The following is a 19,949-nucleotide window of genomic DNA, read 5'->3' on the forward strand; positions in this document are numbered from 1 at the left end:
TACCTACTCTGCCAGCCAGTCCCAGACCAGCCACCCCAATCCTCACAGTCGTTTTCAGCCCGCATAACGACAACAACTGCGAGTCAGTTGGGCACCCGGAGGTGCAGGCGCGGCCCTACTTCGCCGCTAGCACCGCCGCACCAGCTGCCGCGCAGGCTTCGTCCAGGGCGCCGTCCGGCGCACCGCCGACGCCGATCCCCGCCACGGACACGCCGTTCACCTTGAGCGGCACTCCGCCGGGCAGGAAGAGGGTGCCCGGGAGGTCGGCGATCGACGGTCCGTTGCCGTTGATTCGCTTGGCGAGTTCGCTGGTGGGCGCACCGAAGGCGGCTGCGGTGTAGGCCTTCTGCTTGGCGGCCTCGATGGTGTGTTCGGCCGCATTGTCGCCGCGGAGCAAGGCTTGGACTGTCCCGAAGCGGTCCACGAGCGCAACCGTGACGAAAGGAAGCTTGTCGGCCTGGCACTTCGCCAAAGCGGCGTTGACTGCCTGGCTGGATGCACCGACGGTGATGCGGTTCTGGGGGACCACGTTTTCCGCGGAGGGACTGACGTCGACGGCGGCCGTCGCGGTTTTGGCCGCGGCGGGCGTCACGGCGTTCGCGACGGCGGTTGCCCCTCCGGTCAGGAGCAAGGCTCCAACGGCAGCGGCGGCAAAGATCTTGTTGGACTTCTTCATGGTGGTCCTCCGGGAGGTCGGCAACGGGTACAGTTCCATGCTTCCCGCAGGGCTCCCTCACCACATCCGGCGCTCGTCGTGCCCGGCCTCATCCCTTCCGGTCCCGGTATCAGCCAAAAGGCGGAGAGACCGGCGACCTGAACGCGCCTAGCATGGGAAGAATGCCGGAATCTCCGAACAGGACGGCCTCCCGTCCCGCTGCCTTCCGCCCCACCCGGGGCCCGATCGATGCAGTGGTCCACCTCAGCTTCGCGGTGCTCATGGTGGCATCCGGCGTGCGCTACGTCCTGCGGCACAGCCCGGCCGACAATCTCTGGACCGTGGCCCTGGCGGCCGCGGTCTGCGTTCTCTATGCAGTGGTGGCGGTGCTGGCCAAGCGGCGCCAACCGTGGCTGTTGTGGATGGTGGCGCTCGTGCTTGCCTGGGCCGCGCTGGTCATTGCCGCACCGAGTTTCGCTTGGTGCTCCTTCGCTTTGTTTTTCCTGTCCCGCGCTGCCTTCAGCGGCTGGATCGCCTATCTGGCCGCGGGTTTGACGGCAAGTGCCACGGCCATCGGGCTGTTCCGCCTCAGCGGCGACACCGACGTCGCCATGCTGCTCGGGCCCATCGCCGCAGCGGTTCTGCTCACGTTGATCTACGACCGCATTGAGGACGACGCCGCGCTGCAACGCCAACTCCACGCCGACGTGTCCCAGGCACAGGAACGCCTGGCCGCGAGCGAACGCGCGGCCGGGATCGCCGCGGAGCGTGAACGTGTCTCGAGGGAAATCCACGACACCGTCACTCAAGGCCTTGCCAGCAGCCTGCTCCTGCTCGAAGCCGCGCAGCGCTCGTGGCCTGAAGAGGGCGCGAAAGCGGAAGTGCAGAAGGCCGGGACCCTCCTGCGGCAGAACCTGGCCGACACCCGCAGCCTGGTCCACGAACTTTCCGCGCCTGGCCTGGAGAGCGGACCGCTGCCCCAGGCCCTCGAACAGGCCGCCCGCCAATACCTCGACTCCGTGATCGTCCACGTCACCGGGGATCCCCGACCAGTACCCGACGAGGTCCGCCATGCCCTGGTGCGCGTGACCCAAAGCGCGGCGGCCAACATCAAGCTCCATGCCCAGTCTGAACAGGCCAGTTTAACCCTTGGATTCCTGCCCGGGGCCGTCACCCCGGACGTGTTCGACGACGGCCGCGGCTTTGATCCCGCCGCGGTACCACCGCCGTCGGAAAGGGGAGGCTACGGTCTGCGTGCCATGCGCCAACGGGTGGAACAACTCGGCGGGGTATTTTCGGTGGAGAGCTCCCCCGGAGAGGGAACCGTCGTAGCCGCGCAACTGCCGCTGCCGTTTACAGAACCGGATCAAGCACACCAGTCGCCCATCAAGAAAGACGCCCCATGAACCCCATTTCGGTCCTGCTCGTCGATGACCATTTGGTGGTCCGCAGCGGACTCAAGGCGTTGCTCGGCACCCAGCCGGACATCACCGTCGTCGCCGAAGCCGCATCGGGCGAGGAAGCCCTCGTCATTGCGCAACAACACCCGGCCGACGTCGTCATGATGGACCTAGCCATGGGCGAGGGCATGGACGGAATCGAGGCGATCAAGCGATTGCTCCAAGCGAGCAAGCAGCAAGCGGTATTGGTGTTCACCACCTATGATTCCGATGCCGACATCGTGAGGGCCGTGGATGCAGGTGCCATGGGCTACGTGCTCAAGGACGCCGCGCCGGAGGAGATCTTCGCCGCGGTCCGGGGCGCGGCCCAAGGCAAGAGCGTCATGAGCGCGCCCGTGGCCAGCAAGCTATTCCAGCAATTGCGCAACCCGGACGAGGTCCTCACCCCGCGGGAAGCCGAACTGCTCAGCCTCCTCATTCAAGGCCTCAGCAACCGCGAGCTCGGCAAACGGCTATTCATCTCCGAGGCCACGGTCAAGACGCATTTGGCGCACATCTACGCCAAGCTCGGCATCGAGACGCGGGCCGCGGCGATTGCGGTGGCCATCCGCCGCGAGGGGATGCGTTAAGAAAAAATGCGGGTGCCGGTGTCGATTTGGCCGGTCGCCATTCGTATAGGGGGTGACCGGGCCGCAGAGAGCGGTCCGCAGGAGCAAGGGAGCATGTCATGCGCCAGATAAATGCCACGTTGTCCATCACCCTCGACGGAGTCATCCAGGGCCTGGGCCGTCCGGACGAGGACACCCGCGGTGGCTTCACCCACGGTGGGTGGGGCGGCAGGTACAACGACGAGGTCATGGGCCGTGAGATGGGCAAGGGCATGGCGAAACCCGCGGACATGCTGTTCGGACACCGGACCTGGACCGATTTCATCACCGCCTGGGGCACCCGCGCCGACGACAACCCGTTCACCGTGTACATGAACGCTGCATCGAAGTACGTTGTGTCAAGGACGCTGGAGAACGCCGACGCCTGGCAGAACTCCATCCTGCTGTCCGGCGAGGCCGCAGAGACGGTGGCTAAGCTCAAGGCCGGGCCGGGCAACGATCTGACGATCATCGGCAGCGCGTCGCTGGTCCGCTCCCTGCACGCCGAAGGCCTCATCGACAACTTCACGCTGCTGATCCACCCGCTCACCCTGGGTACCGGGACGCGGCTGTTCGAAGGTCCAGCCCCGCTGACCGAGTTCGAGCTCACCGGCTCCGTCACCACCACCAAGGGCGTCATCATCGCCCACTACACCCGCCGATAACGAAAGGGGTGGCCTCACGCGTGCCGGCCCATTCCCCAGCTACCGCGCCGGGTCTAAACTGACCCTATGTCCGACACCGCAGGTCGCAAGTTGTTTCAGCATTCAGGAACGGCGCTGATCTTCCGGGGAGCTTTGGCCCTTCTCTTGGCCTTCCTGGTCGCTTCCCTGCCGGTCGCCACGGTGTTTGCCCTCGTCTACGTGTTTGGCGTGTACGCCATGACCGACGGGCTCACCAACATGGCCCACTACTTCTACGATCCTGCACGGCACTCCCGCTGGAGCCTGATCGGCGGCTTCATCTCGGTCGCGACCGGCATCGTTGCCGTTTCGTGGCCGGGAATTACCGCCGCGGCACTAGGCGTCCTCATAGGAGCATGGGCCTTGGTCCTCGGGGTTTCGCAGATCATCCTTGCCATGGACACCAGGACGACGGTCAGGGCTTGGTGGATTTGGATGTTGACGGCGTTGGTCACAACTTTGTTTGGGCTCTTTGTGCTGGTCAATCCGGGCGCGGGATTCCTGGGCGTAGTGGCGCTCCTCGCGACATACTCCGCGGTCAGCGGCGTTTTGTTGATCGCCTCCGGCATCAAGCTCCGCAGGCGCGCCTCCTCTTCGGTAATGCTCGCCCATTAGCCTTGCGGCAGCAATCTGCTCCGAGGGGATGCGCCAGGTCCCAAGTTCGGTAAGTTAGTGGCTGTGAAGATAGCTACCTGGAATGTAAATTCGCTCCGCGCACGTGCCGACCGCGTCGAGGCCTGGCTGCAGCGCAGTGACTGCGACGTCCTCGCCATGCAGGAAACCAAGTGCAAGGACGACAACTTCCCGTGGGAGCTCTTCGAGCGCATGGGCTACGAGGTTGCCCATTTCGGCCTGAGCCAATGGAACGGCGTCGCGATCGCCTCGCGCGTAGGGCTCGACGACGTCGAACGCACCTTTGTTGACCAGCCCGCCTTCGGAAAAGCCGGCAAGGACCCTGTCCAGGAAGCCCGTGCGATTGCCGCAACGTGTGGCGGAGTACGGGTGTGGAGCCTGTACGTTCCGAACGGCCGTTCCCTGGACGACGAACACATGCCGTACAAGCTCAAGTGGCTGGACACCCTGAAGGGCCACGCCGCCGGCTGGATCACGCAGAACCCCGAGACCCAGGTGGCGCTCATGGGCGACTGGAACATCGCGCCGCTTGACGAGGATGTCTGGGACATCGATTACTTCAGGGCGAACGCACTCACCCACGTCAGCGAACCCGAGCGCGAGGCCTTCCGGGCGTTCGAAACGGCCGGTTTCACCGACGTCGCCCGCGCCTACACACCAGGTCCCGGCGTCTACACCTACTGGGACTACACACAGCTGCGGTTCCCCAAGAAGGAGGGCATGCGCATCGACTTCGTCATGGCCTCCCCCGCGCTGGCCGCCCGCGTCACCGGGGCGTCGATCGACCGCGAGGAACGCAAGGGCAAGGGCGCTTCGGACCACGCTCCCGTGATCGTGGAGCTTACGGACTGAGTAGCAACAATGACGGAGGAGGCGGGCCCGCGATGAGCGGAAAGCTATACGGGAGCCAGGCAGGACTGCCCTTCTCTTCAGCGTTGCGCGTCTACGAACCGCTCGAAGCGTTCCCCGAGGACCAGCGGCAGCAGCTCGTGGCGAGCGGTACCCGCAGCGGCTCGCGGGCCGCCGTCGAGAATGCCGAGCTGCTCGCTTCCCTCGGACGGGTCACCCGCAAGGGCGGGGACCCCTTCCCGACCGGGAGCACCGATCTGGTGCGCATCACACGGGTTCCTTCGGGAGACCGGAACGATCCCGACGCCGGGCGGCTGCTTTACTGCCCCAGCCAGCTGGTCATCCGGGCAGGATTGGCGGCCAATGCCCTCATGGAAGGTATCCACGGACCGCTCGCGGACCTGCTCATCCCCGTGGACCAGCGCGACCGGCACCAGGCTCGCATCGACCGCATCAACGCCAGTCATGACGCGAAGCGGGTGCACACGCGGGCCTCCACGTGGGGGATCCCCTTCAGCTGGTTCTCGCTGTTCCAGGAATCGGACCGCAAGGATGTCGTGGAATCCGGCGGCCGCATCCTGACGGTCAGGGTCTGGGCCTCACTGACCGATGCCTTGGACCGGGCACGCTTCGCAGTAGCCAACCTCGCCCTTGCAGCCCCGGACCTGGACATGCTGGACGACCTCACCCAGCTCACCGAATGGCTCGAGTTGTTCCATGTTCAGTCAATGGTCGAGCTGGACTACGGTGCAGTGGCGGACAAGGTGTACCCGGACGAGTCGCCCATGGACGTCAGGCTCGGCATCGAATGCCTGGCCGAGGGGGACATGACGGGAGCGGCCGCGGCGTATCGCAGGCTGGCTTCCCGCTGGATCCCCATCAGGCAGTTGGCCCGGGCTTCCTAGCTTTTGGGGTTCCTAGCTTTCGGGCCGCGGCGGGGCGGTGGTTTCCCGCACGATCAGCCGGTGGGCTGCTTTCATTGACCGCACGGAACCTGTGGCCCCGGCCAATTCGTCCAACAGCATGCGCGTGCCCAATTGGCCTTGTTCCACGGGGTCCTGGGCTACGGTTGTCAGCCCCATGGCCTCGGCGAATTCATGGTTGTCGATGCCGATGATGGACAATTCTTCCGGTACGCGGACGCCACGACGGCGTGCCTGCAACATGGCCCCCATGGCCATTTCATCTGAGGCACAGAAGATCGCTGTCGGCTTGGGTCCAGGTTTGCTCCAGAGCTCGTCGAAGGCTTCCTGGCCACTGCCCACAGTGAAGTTTCCGAAGATGTCCCATTCCGGCGGCATCGAGAAGCCCGCGCTCGTCATGGCATCCGTGAAGCCGTCAACGCGCAGCCGCGGCACGGTGAAGTTCAGGTCGGAATCGTCCTGGCCGTGGAGCAGCGCGATCGCCCGATGCCCGAGGTTCAACAGATGCATGGTGGCTTCCACCGAGGCGGCGTAATCGTCGATGCCGATGCTGGGGCAATCCTCCACTGGACCGCCGACAATGACCAAGGGGATTTCGATCCTTTGGAGATCGGCAATTTCCTCAGGCGTCAGGGACATACAAAGGACCAGGAGCGCATCGATCTGCTTGTAGACCATCGTCTTGCTGAAGAGCCGTTCCCGCGCTCCGCGCTGGCCGCCCAAGTTGAACAGGGACAGGTTGTAACCGCGGGCGTGGAGCTCACGGTCCACGCCCTCGATGGCCTTGAAGAAGAACCAACGGTCCACGTAGGGGGCCAGGACACCAATCGTCCTGGTACGTCCCGTGGCCAGTCCCGAAGCAGACGACGACGCCACATACCCAAGTTCTCCCGCGACCCTTAGGATCTTCTCCCGGGTAGCAGGAGATACCCGGGGAAGGCCGCGCACTGCGCGGGAAACGGTGGCGGTGGAAACGCCAGCGGCCTGTGCGACATCCTCAATGCTGGCTCCTGCGTGGCCGCCACGCTGGGACCGTTCACTCGTTTTCGCCACTCAAGCCCCCTCAAGGAATCCGTGCGGAAGCCGGGGGTTCCTTCCCAGACGGCAGATAACCAGCGTATTCCGCCTGGCTGTCCTCCGCCGATTCCGCGCTACTTATTTCGGCTCGCTGCTCACGTGATGCGCCTGGATGTCCGTGCCGGGAGCCGCCGGCGAAGCCGAAGCATCCCCCACAAGGCCAGCAGCACTGCCAGGAGGCCCAGGGCCCAGCCCAGTGCGGGCTGGGCCGTGAGTTCGGCGGCCACAGTGATGACCAGCAGGACCAAGGCCCAGAAGCCGAGAAAACCTATCACGAGGTCGAAATCTTCCGCCGATTTCACCCGCGAGTGCTGCTCCTTGGCCGGGCCGCCGATGGACGGCCCGGCCGAATCGGGAGTTTGCGTCATTTGACGGCGCCGGCTGTCAGGCCCGCCACGATCTTGCGCTGGAAGACAAGCACAAGGATCACGAGCGGAATCGTCACAACCGTTCCGGCTGCCATGACGGCGGTGTACGGCTCCTGGTGGGCCTGGGCACCTGCGAAGTAGGCGATAGCGACCGTGACGGTCTTCGTCTGGTCATTGGACAGCTGGCTCGCGATGAGGAACTCGTTCCACGAAGCGATGAACGCCAGGATGGCGGTGGTGAAAACAGCCGGCGCAGCGAGCGGCATGATCACCTTGCGGAATGCCTGGCCTTGCGTGCAGCCATCAATCCGGGCTGATTCCTCCAGCTCCCACGGCATTTCCCGGAAGAAGGACGTCAGGGTGTAAACCGTCAGGGGGAGAACAAACGAGATGTTCGGAATGATCAGCGCCTGATATGTGCCGTACCAGCCGATGTTCGTGAACAGCTGGAACAACGGAGTCACCAAGGCCACACCCGGGAACATCGAGGCCCCGAGGACAAATCCGAGGACCAGGAACTTGAAGCGGAATTCAAGCCTGGACAAGGCATATGCCGCGAAAACCCCGAAAAGCAGGGCGACAACGGTGGTTACCCCTGCCACGAAGAGCGAGTTCAACAGGTTCCGGCCGAAGTGGTTGCCCAGGCTTTCGGAGAACACCGTGTTGAAGTTGTCCCAGGTGACGTGGGTGAAGAAAGGCGTCGAATCGAAGGTATATCCAACGTCGCGGAACGCGGTCACGATCATCCAGTAAAAGGGAATCAGGCACCAGATGAAGATGAGCCCTGCGCTGATGTACGTGCGCCCGCTCGCCCAGCGTTCCCGCCGTCGGGCAGCTGTCTTAGGCGCGGAGTCAATGCTCACGGCGGTCATTTGTCCTGCCCCTTGGTGGTCTTGGGTGTGGCTGAGGCGACTGCGTTGGCTCCGAGGAAACGAACGAAGATGAACGCAACGAGGAAGATGATCAAGAACGTGATAGTTGACAACGCCGCTGCTGAGTTGAATCCCTGACGGATCTGGTCAACAACCAAAATGGACAACGTTGTTGTGCCGTTCGAGCCCTGGGTCATGATGGCCGGGAGGTCATACATGCGCAGTGCGTCAAGGACACGGAACAGGACAGCCACCATGAGTGCCGGCTTCACCAGCGGCAGGGTGATCTGGGTGAAGCGCTGCCAAGCCGAGGCGCCGTCCACCTTCGCGGCTTCGTACACTTCGGCCGGGATGATCTGCAGGCCAGCCAAGATCAGCAGGGCCATGAACGGCGTCGTCTTCCAAACGTCTGAAATGATGATCGCCCAGCGGGCAGGCCATTCGCTGCCTGTCCACAGGATTGCGGTACCAAAGAGCTTGTTGGCGATTCCGTCGAAAGCGAAGATGAAGAACCACAGTTTCGCGGTCACGGCCGTTGGAATGGCCCACGGAACCAGGACTGCAGCACGAAGGGCGCTGCGGCCGCGGAACGTCCGGGCCATGATGACGGCCATCCAGAACCCGAGGACAGTCTCCAGGACAACGGTGACCGCCGTGAAGAAGAACGTCGTTCCGACCGCGCTCCAGAATTGGGCGCCGAGGGTGCCAGGAGCACAGGCAGCAGAGCCACATTGCTGGGCCAACCAGTGGACAAAGTTATCGAAGCCCGCGGGTCCGCCCTGGACGAAGACCTTGGTGACCGGGTCAAGGCCCTGGTCCTTCTGGAACGCCATGATAATCGCGTTGACCACCGGGTACACGATGACAACGGCAAGCAATACCAGGGCGGGGGAAATCAACCAGAACGCCCAGCGGCCTTGAGACGTGGCCGCCCGGTCCTGTCCTACTTCTTTTTGAACTTTTTTGGTTTTGGGGCTTGGTGTCTCTGGCGCCCGCTTAGGTTGCGCAAGGGTGGACATTTCCCCTCCTTCCGGAAATTGATGGCGTGCCCCCCGGGCGGCCGTACGCGTAAAGCGCCGGCCGCCCGGGGTTCACTGGAGGTGTCGCTATTGGCTGGCCGAGTTGATGGCCGTGTCCATATCCGTCATTGCTTGATCGACGGACTTGTCACCCTTGATGGCAGCGTAGGCGTTGTCCTGGATGGCTTTGGTGACAGCCGGGTAGAACGGCGTGACCGGGCGCGGCACGGCATTCGAGATCGAGGTCTTCAGCACCGGAAGGTACGGCAGCTGCTGGACCAGGGTCGGGTCGTCGTACAAGGAAGCGAGCACCGGGGCCAGCGAGCCCTGCGTTGCGTAGAACTTTTCAGTCTCTTCACTTGTCATGAAGGTCAGGAAGTCCTTGGCCGTTGCCTTGTGCGCCGAGTAGACGCTGACGGCGAGGTTGTGTCCACCGAGGGAAGAGGCGCCGGGGCCGCTCTTACCCGGGAGCGGAGCCATGCCGAAGGTGTCCTTCACCTTGGACGAACCGTCCGTCTTGGCGAGGTTGTAGACGTAGGGCCAGTTGCGCAGGAAGAGGAGCTTGCCGTCTTCGAAGGACTGCCGGCCCTGTTCTTCCTGGTAGGTCACGCCCTGCGTGGGGATGTTTCCGCTCTTGTAGGCGGTGACCAGGTTGTTCAGGCCGGCCTTCGCCGCCGCCGAGGTCACGGTGGACTTGCCGTCGTCGCCAACGATCGTGCCGCCGGCCGAGTTGATGGCTTCAGCCGCGTTCACGGTGAGGCCTTCATACTTGGCGAACTGTCCTGCGTAGCAGTCGATGCCGTTCGACTTCGCGATGGAGCACATGCTCATCATCTCGTCCCAGGTCTTGGGCGGGGTGGGCACCAGGTCTTTGCGGTAGTAGAGGATGCCGCCGTCCGAGGTCTGGGGTGCCGCGAAGAGCGTGTTGTTGTAGGTCGCCGTCTTGACCGTGGCGGGCAGCATCTTTGAGGTATCGATGCTCATCTTGTCCGTGAGCGGCTGCAGCCAACCCTTCGCTGCAAACTCGGCGGTCCAGATGACGTCCACGTCAACGACGTCGTAATTGACGTTCTTTGCCTGGAAGTTCTGGACCAAATCGTCGTGTTGCTGGTCCGCCTGGTCGGACTGCTCCTTGAAAGTGACCTTCTGGTCCGGGTGCGCCGCATTCCACTTATCGACGAGCGGGCGGACAACGTTGCTGTTGTCTTTGCCCTGGACGTAGGTGATTGGACCGCGTCCGTCGAGGTTCGCTGCGGCATCTCCGCCGCTTGAGGCTGTGCCGCCGCCACCGCCGCCACCACAGGCGGACAGGGACATGGCTAGCACGCCGGCAACAGCGGCCGGCAAAAGGTACTTGCGTGTGTTCATGCTGGGAACTCCTCAGTGAGTGGACCAGGTATTTCCGCTGTGCGGTTGATGTGGTGAGCCTCACATTAGTAAGCTTCCGGGTAGTAATGCAAGCGTTTACACAAAAATATGTCATCGAGAGGAATCCAGTGCCGCACTCCCCGATCCCAACCCCCGGTTCCAACAATTCCGCGTGGTGGGCAAGCGCCGTCGTCTACCAGATTTATCCGCGCTCGTTCGCCGATGCCAACGGCGACGGAATGGGCGACCTTGCCGGGGTCACCGCGAAACTGCCGTACCTGCAGGAGCTGGGCGTGGATGCCGTGTGGCTCTCCCCGTTCTACAAGTCACCGCAGGCTGATGCGGGATACGACGTAGCGGACTACCGGGCAGTGGACCCCCTTTTCGGCACGCTGGACGACTTCGACGCAATGCTGGAGAAAGCACACAGCCTGGGCATCAAGGTGATCGTCGACCTCGTGCCCAACCACACCTCGGACGAGCACGCCTGGTTCCGCGAAGCCCTCGCCGCAGCCCCCGGCTCCCCCGAGCGTGAGCGTTACATGTTCCACCCGGGCAAAGACTCCAAAGCGGGCTCCGGGGATGGGGCCCTGGCCCCGAACAATTGGAAATCCATCTTCGGCGGCCCCGCGTGGACGCGCCTGACGAACGACGACGGTACTCCCGGCGAGTGGTACCTACACCTTTTCGACACGAAGCAGCCCGACCTCAACTGGGAGAACCCAGAAGTCCACGAGGAGATGCGCTCGGTGCTGCGCTTCTGGCTGGACCGCGGAGTTGACGGCTTCCGGGTGGACGTTGCCCACGGCCTGGTCAAAGAAGCCGGCTTGCCGGACTGGGAAGGCTCTGCCGCCATGGTCGAAGGTGGCCTGTCCGCACCGGGCGCCCACAGCGAAGCCGTCGAACCGCACACCGCACACCCCCACATCGCTGCCGGAGCCGTGCCCGCTGCGGGGCCCGTCGCGACCGCCGTCGAGCACAAGGTCAAGCCGCCGCTGGACCCGCCGTCGCCCTTCTTCGACCAGGACGGGGTCCACGAGATCTACCGCGAATGGCACAGAGTCCTCGCCGAGTACGACGGGGACCGCATGCTGGTTGCCGAGGCCTGGGTAGAGCCCGCGGAGCGATTGGCCCGGTACGTCCGCAAGGATGAAATGCAGCAGGCCTTCAACTTCGATTTTCTCCTGGCGGGCTGGGACGCGGAGCGCATGGCAGTGGCAATCGAGTCTTCCCTCGACGCGGCGGGATCCGTCGAAGCGCCCTCCACCTGGGTCCTGAGCAACCACGACACCGTCCGGCACCCCAGCCGCTTCGGGCTGGCAGATCCCACCACGTTCCCCAAGGGAATCGCGGCGGAAGACGAACAACCCGACGCCGTCCTGGGCCTGGCCCGGGCACGGGCGGCCTCCATGGTGTCTTTCGCCCTGCCGGGCTCGGCCTATTTGTACCAGGGTGAGGAACTCGGCCTGCCGGAACACACCTCCCTTCCGGCAGACGCTCGCCAGGATCCGTCATTCTTCCGTACCAAGGGCGTGGAGCGCGGCCGCGATGGGTGCCGCGTACCACTGCCCTGGAAGTCCGGGGCGCCCGGCTTCGGGTTCTCGGAGGGGGCGTCGTCCGGTACCGCGGGCGCCGCGGCTGCCGGCGGAGCGCCTGCTGCGCCCTGGCTGCCCCAGCCCGAAGCGTTCGGCGAGCTGGCGGCGGACGTCCAGGCCGGCGTCGGGGGCTCCACCTTGGAGCTGTACCGCTCCGTCCTGGCTTTCCGCCGCACGCATCGCCTGGGCTCAGGCACGTTCCAGTGGGCCGAGGAGCACGATCCCGCCAACGGAGTCCTGGCCTTCCACAACCGCGACGTGCTGGTTGTAGTCAACATGGGTACTGCCGCCCTCCCCGTGCCGGCCGGGCTCCGGGTGGAACTCTCCAGCGATGGCGGCTCGGGCGGGGCCTCGATTGCCCCGAACAGCGGGGCATACCTCGTGGCGAAGTAGGGCCCCTTCCCTTCCTGACCTTCTTTGGCACGGAAACGGGGCCGACACGCAGCAAGTTCTGCGTGTCGGCCCCGTTCTCTAACCAAAGAAGGTCAGGAAGGCGTCGCTTTGGCGTGGAGCCTACTTGCCGCCCTTGAAGAATCCGGCGATCTTCGAGCCGAGGCCCTTGGCGTTCTCAGCCACGTCACCCACGATTTCCTTGGCGTTCCCGGCAACATCCCCCGCGAGGTCCTTGGCCTTCTCAGCCACGTCACCCGACAGGAACTCCTTGACGTGCTCCGCGGCGTCACCGGCAAATTCCTTGACGTGCTCCGCGGCGTCACCTGCGACGTGCTTGGCCTGTTCAGCCGCGGCTTCGGCGCTTTGCTTGATGTTGTTGACTTCTTCGCTCATGGTTTTCTCCTTGTTCCTGGCCCAAGTGTTTTGGTCCATCGGCTTGACTACGGACCCAAGGTCCAGTGCCGGCCGGGCAAGCCCAACCAAAGGGAAGAGTTCCCCCTACCCTTCAAACTATGGCCCTGCAGATACCCCTGCAACGCAAAACGCCTGCGAGGTAACATAGCCATCCGATTAACAACGGTTGCGTGTCAGTTCAACGAACGCGCTCGGCCTTGCTGAACCTGGTCCGTGCGCCGGCCCCGATATGGATCAAGACGGGAGTCCGGCGTCCCACCACAATGTCCAGCGCCTCCACGAGCCGGGAGACATCCGCGGCGAGTGCGTGCGGGGAAACGCCTTGACGGGGCTGGACCCTGACCCGGAGCCCGGGACGACCGTTGACCTCGTAGGTTGCCACCGTCACGCCCGCAAGATCCGTACGTTCCGCAAGGGCCGCCTTGAGCGCCTGCTCGGCAAGGTTCCCGCCGATGTTGACGTCCCCGGCAGTCTGAGCGTCGTCGTACTCCGACACGATGAGGTTGGCGCGGCCCTTGCCTTGCTGCGACACCCAGGACACCATGAGCACGATCAGCACAACAAGCACCGCAGCTGCGGCGACCCAAAGCCAGCTTTCCTCACGCCCTGGAATGCGGGTCTGCTCAGAGAGGTACTTGGCGTGTTCCCAGAGCCCGGTGGACCAGCTTTGCCACCAACTTCCGACGGCGGGGACAGTGGCGAGCAGTATCAGGAGAATGCCGATGGCCAATAGTTTCAGGCCAAGGATGCCGATCAGGATTCGGTTGAGGACGTGCGGAGTACCGTTCATGCCCCGATCACCCCGGAAGCGGCGACATTGACCCGGACTGAAGGCATGGGCGAAGGGGCCATCCTTTGAAGTTCATCCTCGACGGCGGCAAGGATCCGTTCCTCGTGCAACGGCACGCCCGAGGTTGGCCGGACGTTGACCACAACCAGCCTCTGGGAAACCACCACCATGACCTGCTCCTGGGTGACGTTCGCTGCCGTCCGGGCGGCCCTGGCCAGCGCCGAAGCGATGACCTCGTCGTCCACCACCACTCCGGCCCGGGGATCCTCAAGCAAGTGACGGGACTTTCGGCCGGGCAGGACTGCGTTCAAGAAGAACATCAGGCCCACCATGGCCACGACCCCGCCCAGGGCACCAAGCAGCAAGGGGGAAATCCCTCCGGGAAGGGCCGTCAGCCGTTCGGCCGCTGTTTGCGGATCGATGAGCCACGGTGGTTGACCAATGGCACGCAGCGCGGATTCGAGGAGGGCATAGAGACAGGCCGCGATCACGAGCGCCGCGGCCAGCGCCGCCATTCCAGCGCGGGACGAGCGGGTCTCACGCTTGAGGATGCGCTGGAGTCCGACGTCGATCCGGTCGCCGTTGCCTGGGGTCCCGGGCGTGTGGACACCGGGGGTGTCGCCTTCGGCCGTCTGAGCCGGCGCAGTGTCCGGGAGGCTGCGCCGGGCGTGCGGGGTCTGGGGATGCGGGGTCTGGGCGTGGCTCATCGGACGCGGACTCCTTCGCTGACGCGTGCGCCGCTGATCCGGATATCCACGCGGCTCAAGGTGGAACCGCTGAGCTGGGTGACACGCTCAAGAATGGCCGTCTTGGCAGCTACGGCACGGTCCCAGACCGTTCCACCGTATCCTGCTACCCGCAGGGGGTCCCTGAGGACGTCCGTCAGCGAGGGCACACTGATCGGGGCGACAATCGAGAGTGCCAGCAGGCCGTCGTCGTCCGACCATTCGGCGCGAACATCCTGCGACGAGACTCCAAGCGCTTCCGCGGCGGCTGCCTGGGCCAAGGTGGTGAGCGCCTGGGTGCTGATTCGGTTGTGGCCAGCCAGATTCACGGCGGGCTGCACAGCCTCAGCCGTGGAACTCATGACGACGAGCGGCGGCCGGTGAGGGCATCCAGCACGCTGCGCAGGTCAAGCTTTCCGTCCGCGGCGCGGCCCAGAAGCGCACCGATGCCCATGAAGAGAAGCGCGATGATGAAACCCCACAGCCCGAATTGGAAGGCCATGAACGCCACGAAGGCGCCGATCCCGATTCCGACAACGGTCAAGTTCACTGGAGTGGCTCCCTTTCCGATAATGCGCCTCTTGTTCCGGCTTTGACGGGCGGAGCAACGTAGACGTCGTTGATCTCAACGTTGACCTCAATGACCTCCAGGCCCACCAACGATTCGACGGCACGATAGACGGCCGCGCGGACCTGGTTGGCGACATCATGCAAAGGGTATCCGTAGACGGCCACAAGATTGAGGTCCACGGCCACTTGGGTTTCTCCGACCTCGGCGCGGACGCCTGCGGCGTGGTCCTGGCTACCAACGGCATCGCGGATGGCTCCGAGGGCGCGCGAAGGAGCCGAGCCGAGGGAATAGACGCCTGGAACAGCCCTGGCCGCAATGCCGGCAACCTTGGCGACAGCGGAATCCGAGATCACTGTGCGGCCACTTCCTGCCACCGTTTGCCGGTCCTCGGATACCGGAGCCCCAACGGCTTCCGGTTCAGGCGCGGTGTAGCTTTCCTGCTGGTCCATTTAGCCCTCCCCTTCTCTTGAGTACCACCCTAGCGCTTGGCCAAGACAAGGCGGAGACAAGCCGGCCGTCGTCATGAGATTCTGCTGGATCATTGCCGTAAATGGCGCACGCGCGCTGAAATGTCCGCCCTTTAGGCAGAAATCGAATAACCCCAAGCATTTCCATCGCAGCTTAAATGAAGAAAAGCGCCAGTTCCGAAGAACTGACGCTTCCCAGTGGTGGCTCCGACCGGCGTCGATCCGGTGACCTTTCGATTTTCAGTCGAACGCTCTACCAACTGAGCTACAGAGCCTTAGGTGACAATGTCACCATGATTGCCGGAACTTCTTCCGGCAATCAGAGCGACCCTGACGGGACTTGAACCCGCGACCTCCGCCGTGACAGGGCGGCGCGCTAACCAACTGCGCTACAGGGCCTTGCTTGCGGTATCTCTACCGCTTTTTTCAAGGCTTCCAGCCTACCAGACTTTTCAGCCCGGCTTGACCAGTTCCTTGCGTACCCCCAACGGGATTCGAACCCGTGCCGCCGCCGTGAAAGGGCGGTGTCCTAGGCCGCTAGACGATGGGGGCCTGGAACAATCCGAATTCGCGACGGTCAACAACGCTATGCGTTTACCGCTTCTCGCTCGTCCGAACTGGACTCTAAAACTTTAGAGCATACTCAGGGATATTCCCAAATCGCGCAGCGCGGAACGCAAACGGGGTCTCAAACCAGGACGCAATCCGGACGCAGCGCCAGTCTCAAGCCACCGCTCAAAACCGCCGTGCCAGGGTTGGCGGTTTCTTGTTGAAAGACGTCCGAATTCCGCCAGTCCGTCCAGCTGCTCCCGGGCTAGATTGGCACCATGGCCACAAGCACACCAATCTCTTCGGCGACCACACCCTCCCGGACCATCAGTAAGCTCGGCATTGCCGCCGTCATCGTCACCGTTGTCCTCTGGGCGTCCGCCTTCGTGGGCATCCGGGCCGTGGGACCCAGCTTCTCCCCCGGTTCCTTGACCCTCGGACGGCTGGTGGTTGCCGCCGTCGCGCTCGGCACTGTCGCCCTGCCCAGGCTCAAGCGCTGGCCCAAAGGACGCGAATGGCTGCCCATCCTCGCCTACGGCGTCATGTGGTTCGCAGGTTACAACCTCGCCCTGAACGCCGCCGAGCACATGCTCGATGCCGGAACCAGCGCCATGCTCATCAACGTCTCGCCGATCCTGATCGCCGTCCTGGCCGGCGTGATCCTGAAAGAAGGCTTTCCGCGCTGGCTGATCATCGGCAGCCTCGTGGCGTTCGGCGGCGTTGCGCTGATCGCGCTCGGTTCGGGACAGCGCTCGACGGCGGATGTCGCCGGAGTGCTGTTGTGTCTCCTTGCCGCTGTGCTCGCCGCGGTGAGCGTGATTGTCCAGAAGCCGGTGCTGCGCACGTTCTCCGCTGCACAGGCCACCTGGTTTGGCATCATGGTGGGCGCCGTGTGCTGCCTGCCGTGGGCCGGCCAACTAGTGGCCGAAGTGCAGGCCGCACCCCTTCCGGCCACCCTCGGCTTGGTGTACCTCGGAATTTTCCCCACCGCCATCGCTTTCACCACATGGGCCTACGCACTGTCCCTCATCGAGGCCGGGAAACTCGCCGCCACGACGTACCTGGTTCCGGGCACCACGATCCTGATTTCCTGGGCGGTCCTCAAGGAAATCCCCACCATCTGGGGCCTTGTGGGCGGCGTCATCTGCCTTGTGGGAGTCGGGTTGACGCGGCGCCGTTCCCGCGGGATCACCCCCCGCTAAGAAGCCGGGCGGCCCGGCGCCAAGGTGCACCGCACCGCCGTCGCACCTCCGCCGCGGCTACCTTGCCATCCCGGCGAGAAGCTCGCGGTGCGTGGGCGGATTGGCTCCCGGGCGCCCCACGGTAATGGACGCGGCCATGGAGGCGGTCTGTCCGATGCGTTCGAGAACCGTGGGCGCGAGCCCTTGGCTACCGCGCAGCAGCAGCCCGAGGATCAGCGCAGACATGTAGGAATCGCCGGCGCCAATGGTGTCCGCAACCACCGAGGTCACTGCCGGAACCGTCAACTGGGTGTGCGGCGTCGCCATCAAGGAACCCTGGGCACCTCGGGTGACGACGGCCAGGCCCGCACCGAGGCCCAGGATGTGTGTTGCAGTCTCTTCCAAGGACTTGCCGGGGTAGAGCCAGAACGCGTCGTCGTCGCTGAGCTTCACCACGCTGGTCAGCGGTACGAGCTCCTCGAAAATGCGGAGGGCCTCGCTGTGGCTGCCCAGGAGGTCGGTGCGGATGTTGGGGTCGTAGGTGACGATGCACCCGCCCTGGGCCTGCTCCAGGAGCGTCCTGACGTTAGCCGCGCCGGGCTCGAGGAACGTGGCGATCGAGCCCGTGTGGAGCACCTTTGGCGCGTAAGGGAGTGCGGCGGGGCCCAGGTTCCACTCGATGTCGAAGGTGTACTTGGCCGAACCGTCCGCGGCGATCTCCGCAGTCGCCGTCGCGGTCTTCGCAAGCGATTGCGAGCCCGGAAGGACAACCACACCGGCGCTTGCCAGGTGGGCCGCGATGGACTCGCCCCGGGAGTCGCGCCCGACGGCGGTCAGCAGCCCTGCTTTCACATCGAGCCGCCCGAGGCCGTAGGCGACATTCGCAGGCGAGCCGCCCGGGTATTCGGTCTGGCCTCCAGGCGAGTTGACGATGTCGATGAGCGCTTCGCCGACCACGACGACGTCGAGCGGCTCGGACGCAAGGTGCGAGTGGTTCATGCGTTTCCTGTTCCTTGGTTGGGGAGTTTCACTGGCTGCTAGTAAATTTCAGGGGCTAATGGTGGTTTTCGGGGGCGCCGCCACGGAATGGCGTTCGACCAGGGGACATTCAAAGTATTCGGTACTGCCATCACGTTCCGCGCCGGCCAGCAGCAGTTCGATGGCGCGCCGGCCCATCTCAAGGAAAGGCAGTTCCAGCGTGGTCAGTCCGGGCCGCAAGTGCGGGGCAAGCGTTTCCTGGTTGTCGAAACCCACCAGCGACACATCGCGCGGGATCGATAATCCGAGTTGGGCCAGCGCCTGGTAGCTGCCCCAGGCGGTGCGGTCGTTGGCGCAGAAGATGGCAGTGGGTGGCTGAGGACCGGTCATGAGCGCCAGGGCATTGTCGAATCCGCCCGATTCATGCCCGTCGCCGATCTTGTGGAGCAGGGGGTCGGCGTCGAGGCCGGCCTCCTTGAGTGCCCGGAGATAGCCCGCATGGCGTCCGACGGCGGCAGGCAGCTCGCCGTCCACCGCGCCGATGTTGATCATCGCGATACGCCGGTGACCCGCGTCCACCAGGCGTTTGGTGGCGGTGTAGCCGCCCAGCTCCTCTTGCGGAGCGATGCTCGGGAACCGCCCGGACCGGTCGCGCGAATTGAGCACGACGGCGGGCACCTCGGCCAGGACGTCCGGTACGTCAAGGACCCGGTGGTACATGGCGGCGTAGACCACTCCGGCCACCTTGTAGGACAGCATGGTCTCCAGCGAAGCGGCCTCGAGGGCCTTGTCGCCGCCGGTGTTGACGGTCAGGAGGAGCAGTCCGGCCTCCCAAGCCCGGGCTTGGGCGCCCTCGATGATCTTGCCCGCGAATGGCGCCGTGGCCACGAAGTCGCCGACGAAGCCGATCATCCCGGCAACGCCGTCGCGGAGCACTTTGGCGTGGGCGTTGGTCCGATACCCCAGTTCGTTGGCGGCGGCATGGACCCGGCGTCGGGTTTCCTCAGAGAACCTGGTTCCTGCGGCGTCATTGAGCACCAAGGAAACCGTGGCCTGGGAAACACCGGCAGCGGCAGCGACGTCGTTCATCGTCGTGCCTGAGCGGCTGCCGGGGCGGGTCATGGGCTGGCCTGTCTACTGGGAACTCCGGGGTGCTTGTCACAGGATCCGCACGACTGGCTGGGCTTAACCTGGGGCTGGGTTATACGAATTACCAGCCCGGAAAACTGTAGCTGTCATCACATCCGGCGTCAACGACCGCGCCGCGGACTAGAGTCGGATCATGCCCGCGAATTTACCTCCCGGCCTGCCGATTGTTCCCGACGGCGATGCCCCTGGCGGCCAGCGCATTTCCTCTCCGCTCCCCGGCCCCGGATCCGGGGGTCCCGGGATTGGCGCTGACGCCGCGGCGGCCAGTACCGTTCCGTTCAGTATGTCGCCGGAAGACTTCGAGGCAGCCGTCAGCGATGCATTGCTCCTCATCCCGGACAAAGCTGCCCGGGCCATGGACAACGTGGCCGTCTTCATCGAGGACGACTACATCCCGCAGCCTGGAGACGAACCGGACACCGTACTCCTGGGCCTGTATGAGGGCGTGCCGTTGACGGAACGGGACTCTTGGTGGGATGCCGGTTCCCTCCCGGACCGGATCACCATTTTCCGTCAGCCGATCCTGGATATCTGCGGATCCCGCCAGGAAGTAATCGACGAAGTGGCCATCACGGTGATCCATGAGATCGCCCACCACTTCGGCATCGGCGACGACCGTTTGCACGAACTCGGCTGGGGATAG

The 19,949-nt window shown here is 64.4% G+C and carries 23 protein-coding genes and 3 tRNA genes; 9 read left to right on the forward strand and 17 right to left on the reverse strand.

Annotated features, from left to right (window positions below):
- Positions 1-115: 115 nt before the first annotated feature.
- Positions 116-676: a GlcG/HbpS family heme-binding protein gene (locus QRN51_RS21870; RefSeq protein ID WP_284991858.1), complete on the reverse strand. Its 561-nt coding sequence runs from the start codon at positions 674-676 to the stop codon at positions 116-118.
- 161 nt (positions 677-837) lie between these two features.
- On the opposite strand from QRN51_RS21870, the gene QRN51_RS21875 reads away from it, so the two are divergent.
- The 6 genes from QRN51_RS21875 to QRN51_RS21900 all read left to right on the forward strand — a co-directional run bounded on the left by QRN51_RS21875 (position 838) and on the right by QRN51_RS21900 (position 5,772).
- A complete protein-coding gene (locus QRN51_RS21875; RefSeq protein ID WP_284991859.1) occupies positions 838-2,061 on the forward strand; it encodes a histidine kinase in 1,224 nt (407 codons plus the stop codon).
- On the forward strand, positions 2,058-2,684 hold the full coding sequence (locus QRN51_RS21880; protein WP_284991860.1) for a response regulator: 627 nt from the start codon (positions 2,058-2,060) through the stop codon (positions 2,682-2,684). Before QRN51_RS21875 ends, QRN51_RS21880 begins: the two co-directional genes overlap by 4 nt.
- A 98-nt stretch (positions 2,685-2,782) precedes the next feature.
- Positions 2,783-3,367, forward strand: a complete 585-nt coding sequence (locus QRN51_RS21885) for a dihydrofolate reductase family protein (protein WP_284991861.1) — start codon at positions 2,783-2,785, stop codon at positions 3,365-3,367.
- Positions 3,368-3,433: 66 nt separating this feature from the next.
- Complete coding sequence (locus tag QRN51_RS21890) at positions 3,434-4,000, forward strand: HdeD family acid-resistance protein (RefSeq protein ID WP_059388482.1); 567 nt, start codon at positions 3,434-3,436, stop codon at positions 3,998-4,000.
- 63 nt (positions 4,001-4,063) lie between these two features.
- Positions 4,064-4,870, forward strand: coding sequence for an exodeoxyribonuclease III (locus QRN51_RS21895; RefSeq protein ID WP_284991862.1), 807 nt, complete (start codon positions 4,064-4,066; stop codon positions 4,868-4,870).
- 32 nt (positions 4,871-4,902) lie between these two features.
- The gene (locus QRN51_RS21900; RefSeq protein ID WP_284754665.1) at positions 4,903-5,772 is read left to right on the forward strand and encodes a DUF8083 family protein; all 870 of its coding nucleotides are present in this window, start codon (positions 4,903-4,905) and stop codon (positions 5,770-5,772) included.
- Between the two features lie 12 nt (positions 5,773-5,784).
- Here QRN51_RS21900 and QRN51_RS21905 read toward each other — a convergent pair whose 3' ends face one another.
- From QRN51_RS21905 to QRN51_RS21925, 5 genes are all read right to left on the reverse strand, one after another.
- Positions 5,785-6,843, reverse strand: a complete 1,059-nt coding sequence (locus QRN51_RS21905; RefSeq protein WP_284991863.1) for a LacI family DNA-binding transcriptional regulator — start codon at positions 6,841-6,843, stop codon at positions 5,785-5,787.
- 119 nt (positions 6,844-6,962) lie between these two features.
- Entirely contained in the window at positions 6,963-7,235 is a 273-nt protein-coding gene (locus QRN51_RS21910; protein ID WP_253257252.1) for a hypothetical protein, read from the reverse strand.
- The gene (locus tag QRN51_RS21915) at positions 7,232-8,107 is read right to left on the reverse strand and encodes a carbohydrate ABC transporter permease (protein WP_059388480.1); all 876 of its coding nucleotides are present in this window, start codon (positions 8,105-8,107) and stop codon (positions 7,232-7,234) included. Before QRN51_RS21915 ends, QRN51_RS21910 begins: the two co-directional genes overlap by 4 nt.
- The gene (locus QRN51_RS21920) at positions 8,104-9,126 is read right to left on the reverse strand and encodes a carbohydrate ABC transporter permease (protein ID WP_059388479.1); all 1,023 of its coding nucleotides are present in this window, start codon (positions 9,124-9,126) and stop codon (positions 8,104-8,106) included. Before QRN51_RS21920 ends, QRN51_RS21915 begins: the two co-directional genes overlap by 4 nt.
- A gap of 87 nt (positions 9,127-9,213) precedes the next feature.
- Complete coding sequence (locus tag QRN51_RS21925) at positions 9,214-10,494, reverse strand: ABC transporter substrate-binding protein (protein WP_059388478.1); 1,281 nt, start codon at positions 10,492-10,494, stop codon at positions 9,214-9,216.
- A gap of 128 nt (positions 10,495-10,622) precedes the next feature.
- Between QRN51_RS21925 and QRN51_RS21930 the strand changes: the two genes are divergently transcribed.
- Positions 10,623-12,482: a glycoside hydrolase family 13 protein gene (locus QRN51_RS21930; RefSeq protein WP_442880284.1), complete on the forward strand. Its 1,860-nt coding sequence runs from the start codon at positions 10,623-10,625 to the stop codon at positions 12,480-12,482.
- 120 nt (positions 12,483-12,602) lie between these two features.
- On the opposite strand, the gene QRN51_RS21935 is transcribed toward QRN51_RS21930, so the two are convergent.
- From QRN51_RS21935 to QRN51_RS21975, 9 genes are all read right to left on the reverse strand, one after another.
- Positions 12,603-12,875 carry a hypothetical protein gene (locus QRN51_RS21935; protein ID WP_284991865.1) on the reverse strand — a complete coding sequence of 91 codons (273 nt, stop codon included), beginning with the start codon at positions 12,873-12,875 and terminating at the stop codon, positions 12,603-12,605.
- Between the two features lie 199 nt (positions 12,876-13,074).
- Entirely contained in the window at positions 13,075-13,686 is a 612-nt protein-coding gene (locus tag QRN51_RS21940; RefSeq protein WP_284991866.1) for a hypothetical protein, read from the reverse strand.
- Complete coding sequence (locus QRN51_RS21945; protein WP_284991867.1) at positions 13,683-14,393, reverse strand: DUF6286 domain-containing protein; 711 nt, start codon at positions 14,391-14,393, stop codon at positions 13,683-13,685. Before QRN51_RS21945 ends, QRN51_RS21940 begins: the two co-directional genes overlap by 4 nt.
- Positions 14,390-14,773, reverse strand: coding sequence for a hypothetical protein (locus tag QRN51_RS21950; protein ID WP_059388474.1), 384 nt, complete (start codon positions 14,771-14,773; stop codon positions 14,390-14,392). The genes QRN51_RS21945 and QRN51_RS21950 overlap by 4 nt, the downstream gene beginning before the upstream one ends.
- Complete coding sequence (locus QRN51_RS21955) at positions 14,770-14,961, reverse strand: DUF2273 domain-containing protein (protein ID WP_059388473.1); 192 nt, start codon at positions 14,959-14,961, stop codon at positions 14,770-14,772. Before QRN51_RS21955 ends, QRN51_RS21950 begins: the two co-directional genes overlap by 4 nt.
- A complete protein-coding gene (locus tag QRN51_RS21960) occupies positions 14,958-15,431 on the reverse strand; it encodes an Asp23/Gls24 family envelope stress response protein (protein WP_284991868.1) in 474 nt (157 codons plus the stop codon). Before QRN51_RS21960 ends, QRN51_RS21955 begins: the two co-directional genes overlap by 4 nt.
- Positions 15,432-15,648: 217 nt before the next feature.
- Positions 15,649-15,724: transfer RNA gene (locus QRN51_RS21965), tRNA-Phe, on the reverse strand.
- Positions 15,725-15,774: 50 nt separating this feature from the next.
- A tRNA-Asp gene (locus tag QRN51_RS21970) sits at positions 15,775-15,848 on the reverse strand.
- An 80-nt stretch (positions 15,849-15,928) separates the two neighbouring features.
- Positions 15,929-16,001: transfer RNA gene (locus QRN51_RS21975), tRNA-Glu, on the reverse strand.
- A gap of 275 nt (positions 16,002-16,276) precedes the next feature.
- On the opposite strand from QRN51_RS21975, the gene QRN51_RS21980 reads away from it, so the two are divergent.
- Positions 16,277-17,200: a DMT family transporter gene (locus tag QRN51_RS21980; RefSeq protein WP_284991869.1), complete on the forward strand. Its 924-nt coding sequence runs from the start codon at positions 16,277-16,279 to the stop codon at positions 17,198-17,200.
- 57 nt (positions 17,201-17,257) lie between these two features.
- Here QRN51_RS21980 and QRN51_RS21985 read toward each other — a convergent pair whose 3' ends face one another.
- The gene (locus QRN51_RS21985) at positions 17,258-18,178 is read right to left on the reverse strand and encodes a carbohydrate kinase family protein (protein ID WP_284991870.1); all 921 of its coding nucleotides are present in this window, start codon (positions 18,176-18,178) and stop codon (positions 17,258-17,260) included.
- 48 nt (positions 18,179-18,226) lie between these two features.
- Entirely contained in the window at positions 18,227-19,279 is a 1,053-nt protein-coding gene (locus QRN51_RS21990; protein WP_284991871.1) for a LacI family DNA-binding transcriptional regulator, read from the reverse strand.
- A 160-nt stretch (positions 19,280-19,439) separates the two neighbouring features.
- Here QRN51_RS21990 and QRN51_RS21995 point away from each other — a divergent pair, with 160 nt between their 5' ends.
- Positions 19,440-19,949, forward strand: a complete 510-nt coding sequence (locus QRN51_RS21995; protein WP_284991873.1) for a metallopeptidase family protein — start codon at positions 19,440-19,442, stop codon at positions 19,947-19,949.

Source organism: Arthrobacter sp. efr-133-TYG-120 (assembly GCF_030209785.1).
GTDB lineage: Bacteria > Actinomycetota > Actinomycetes > Actinomycetales > Micrococcaceae > Arthrobacter.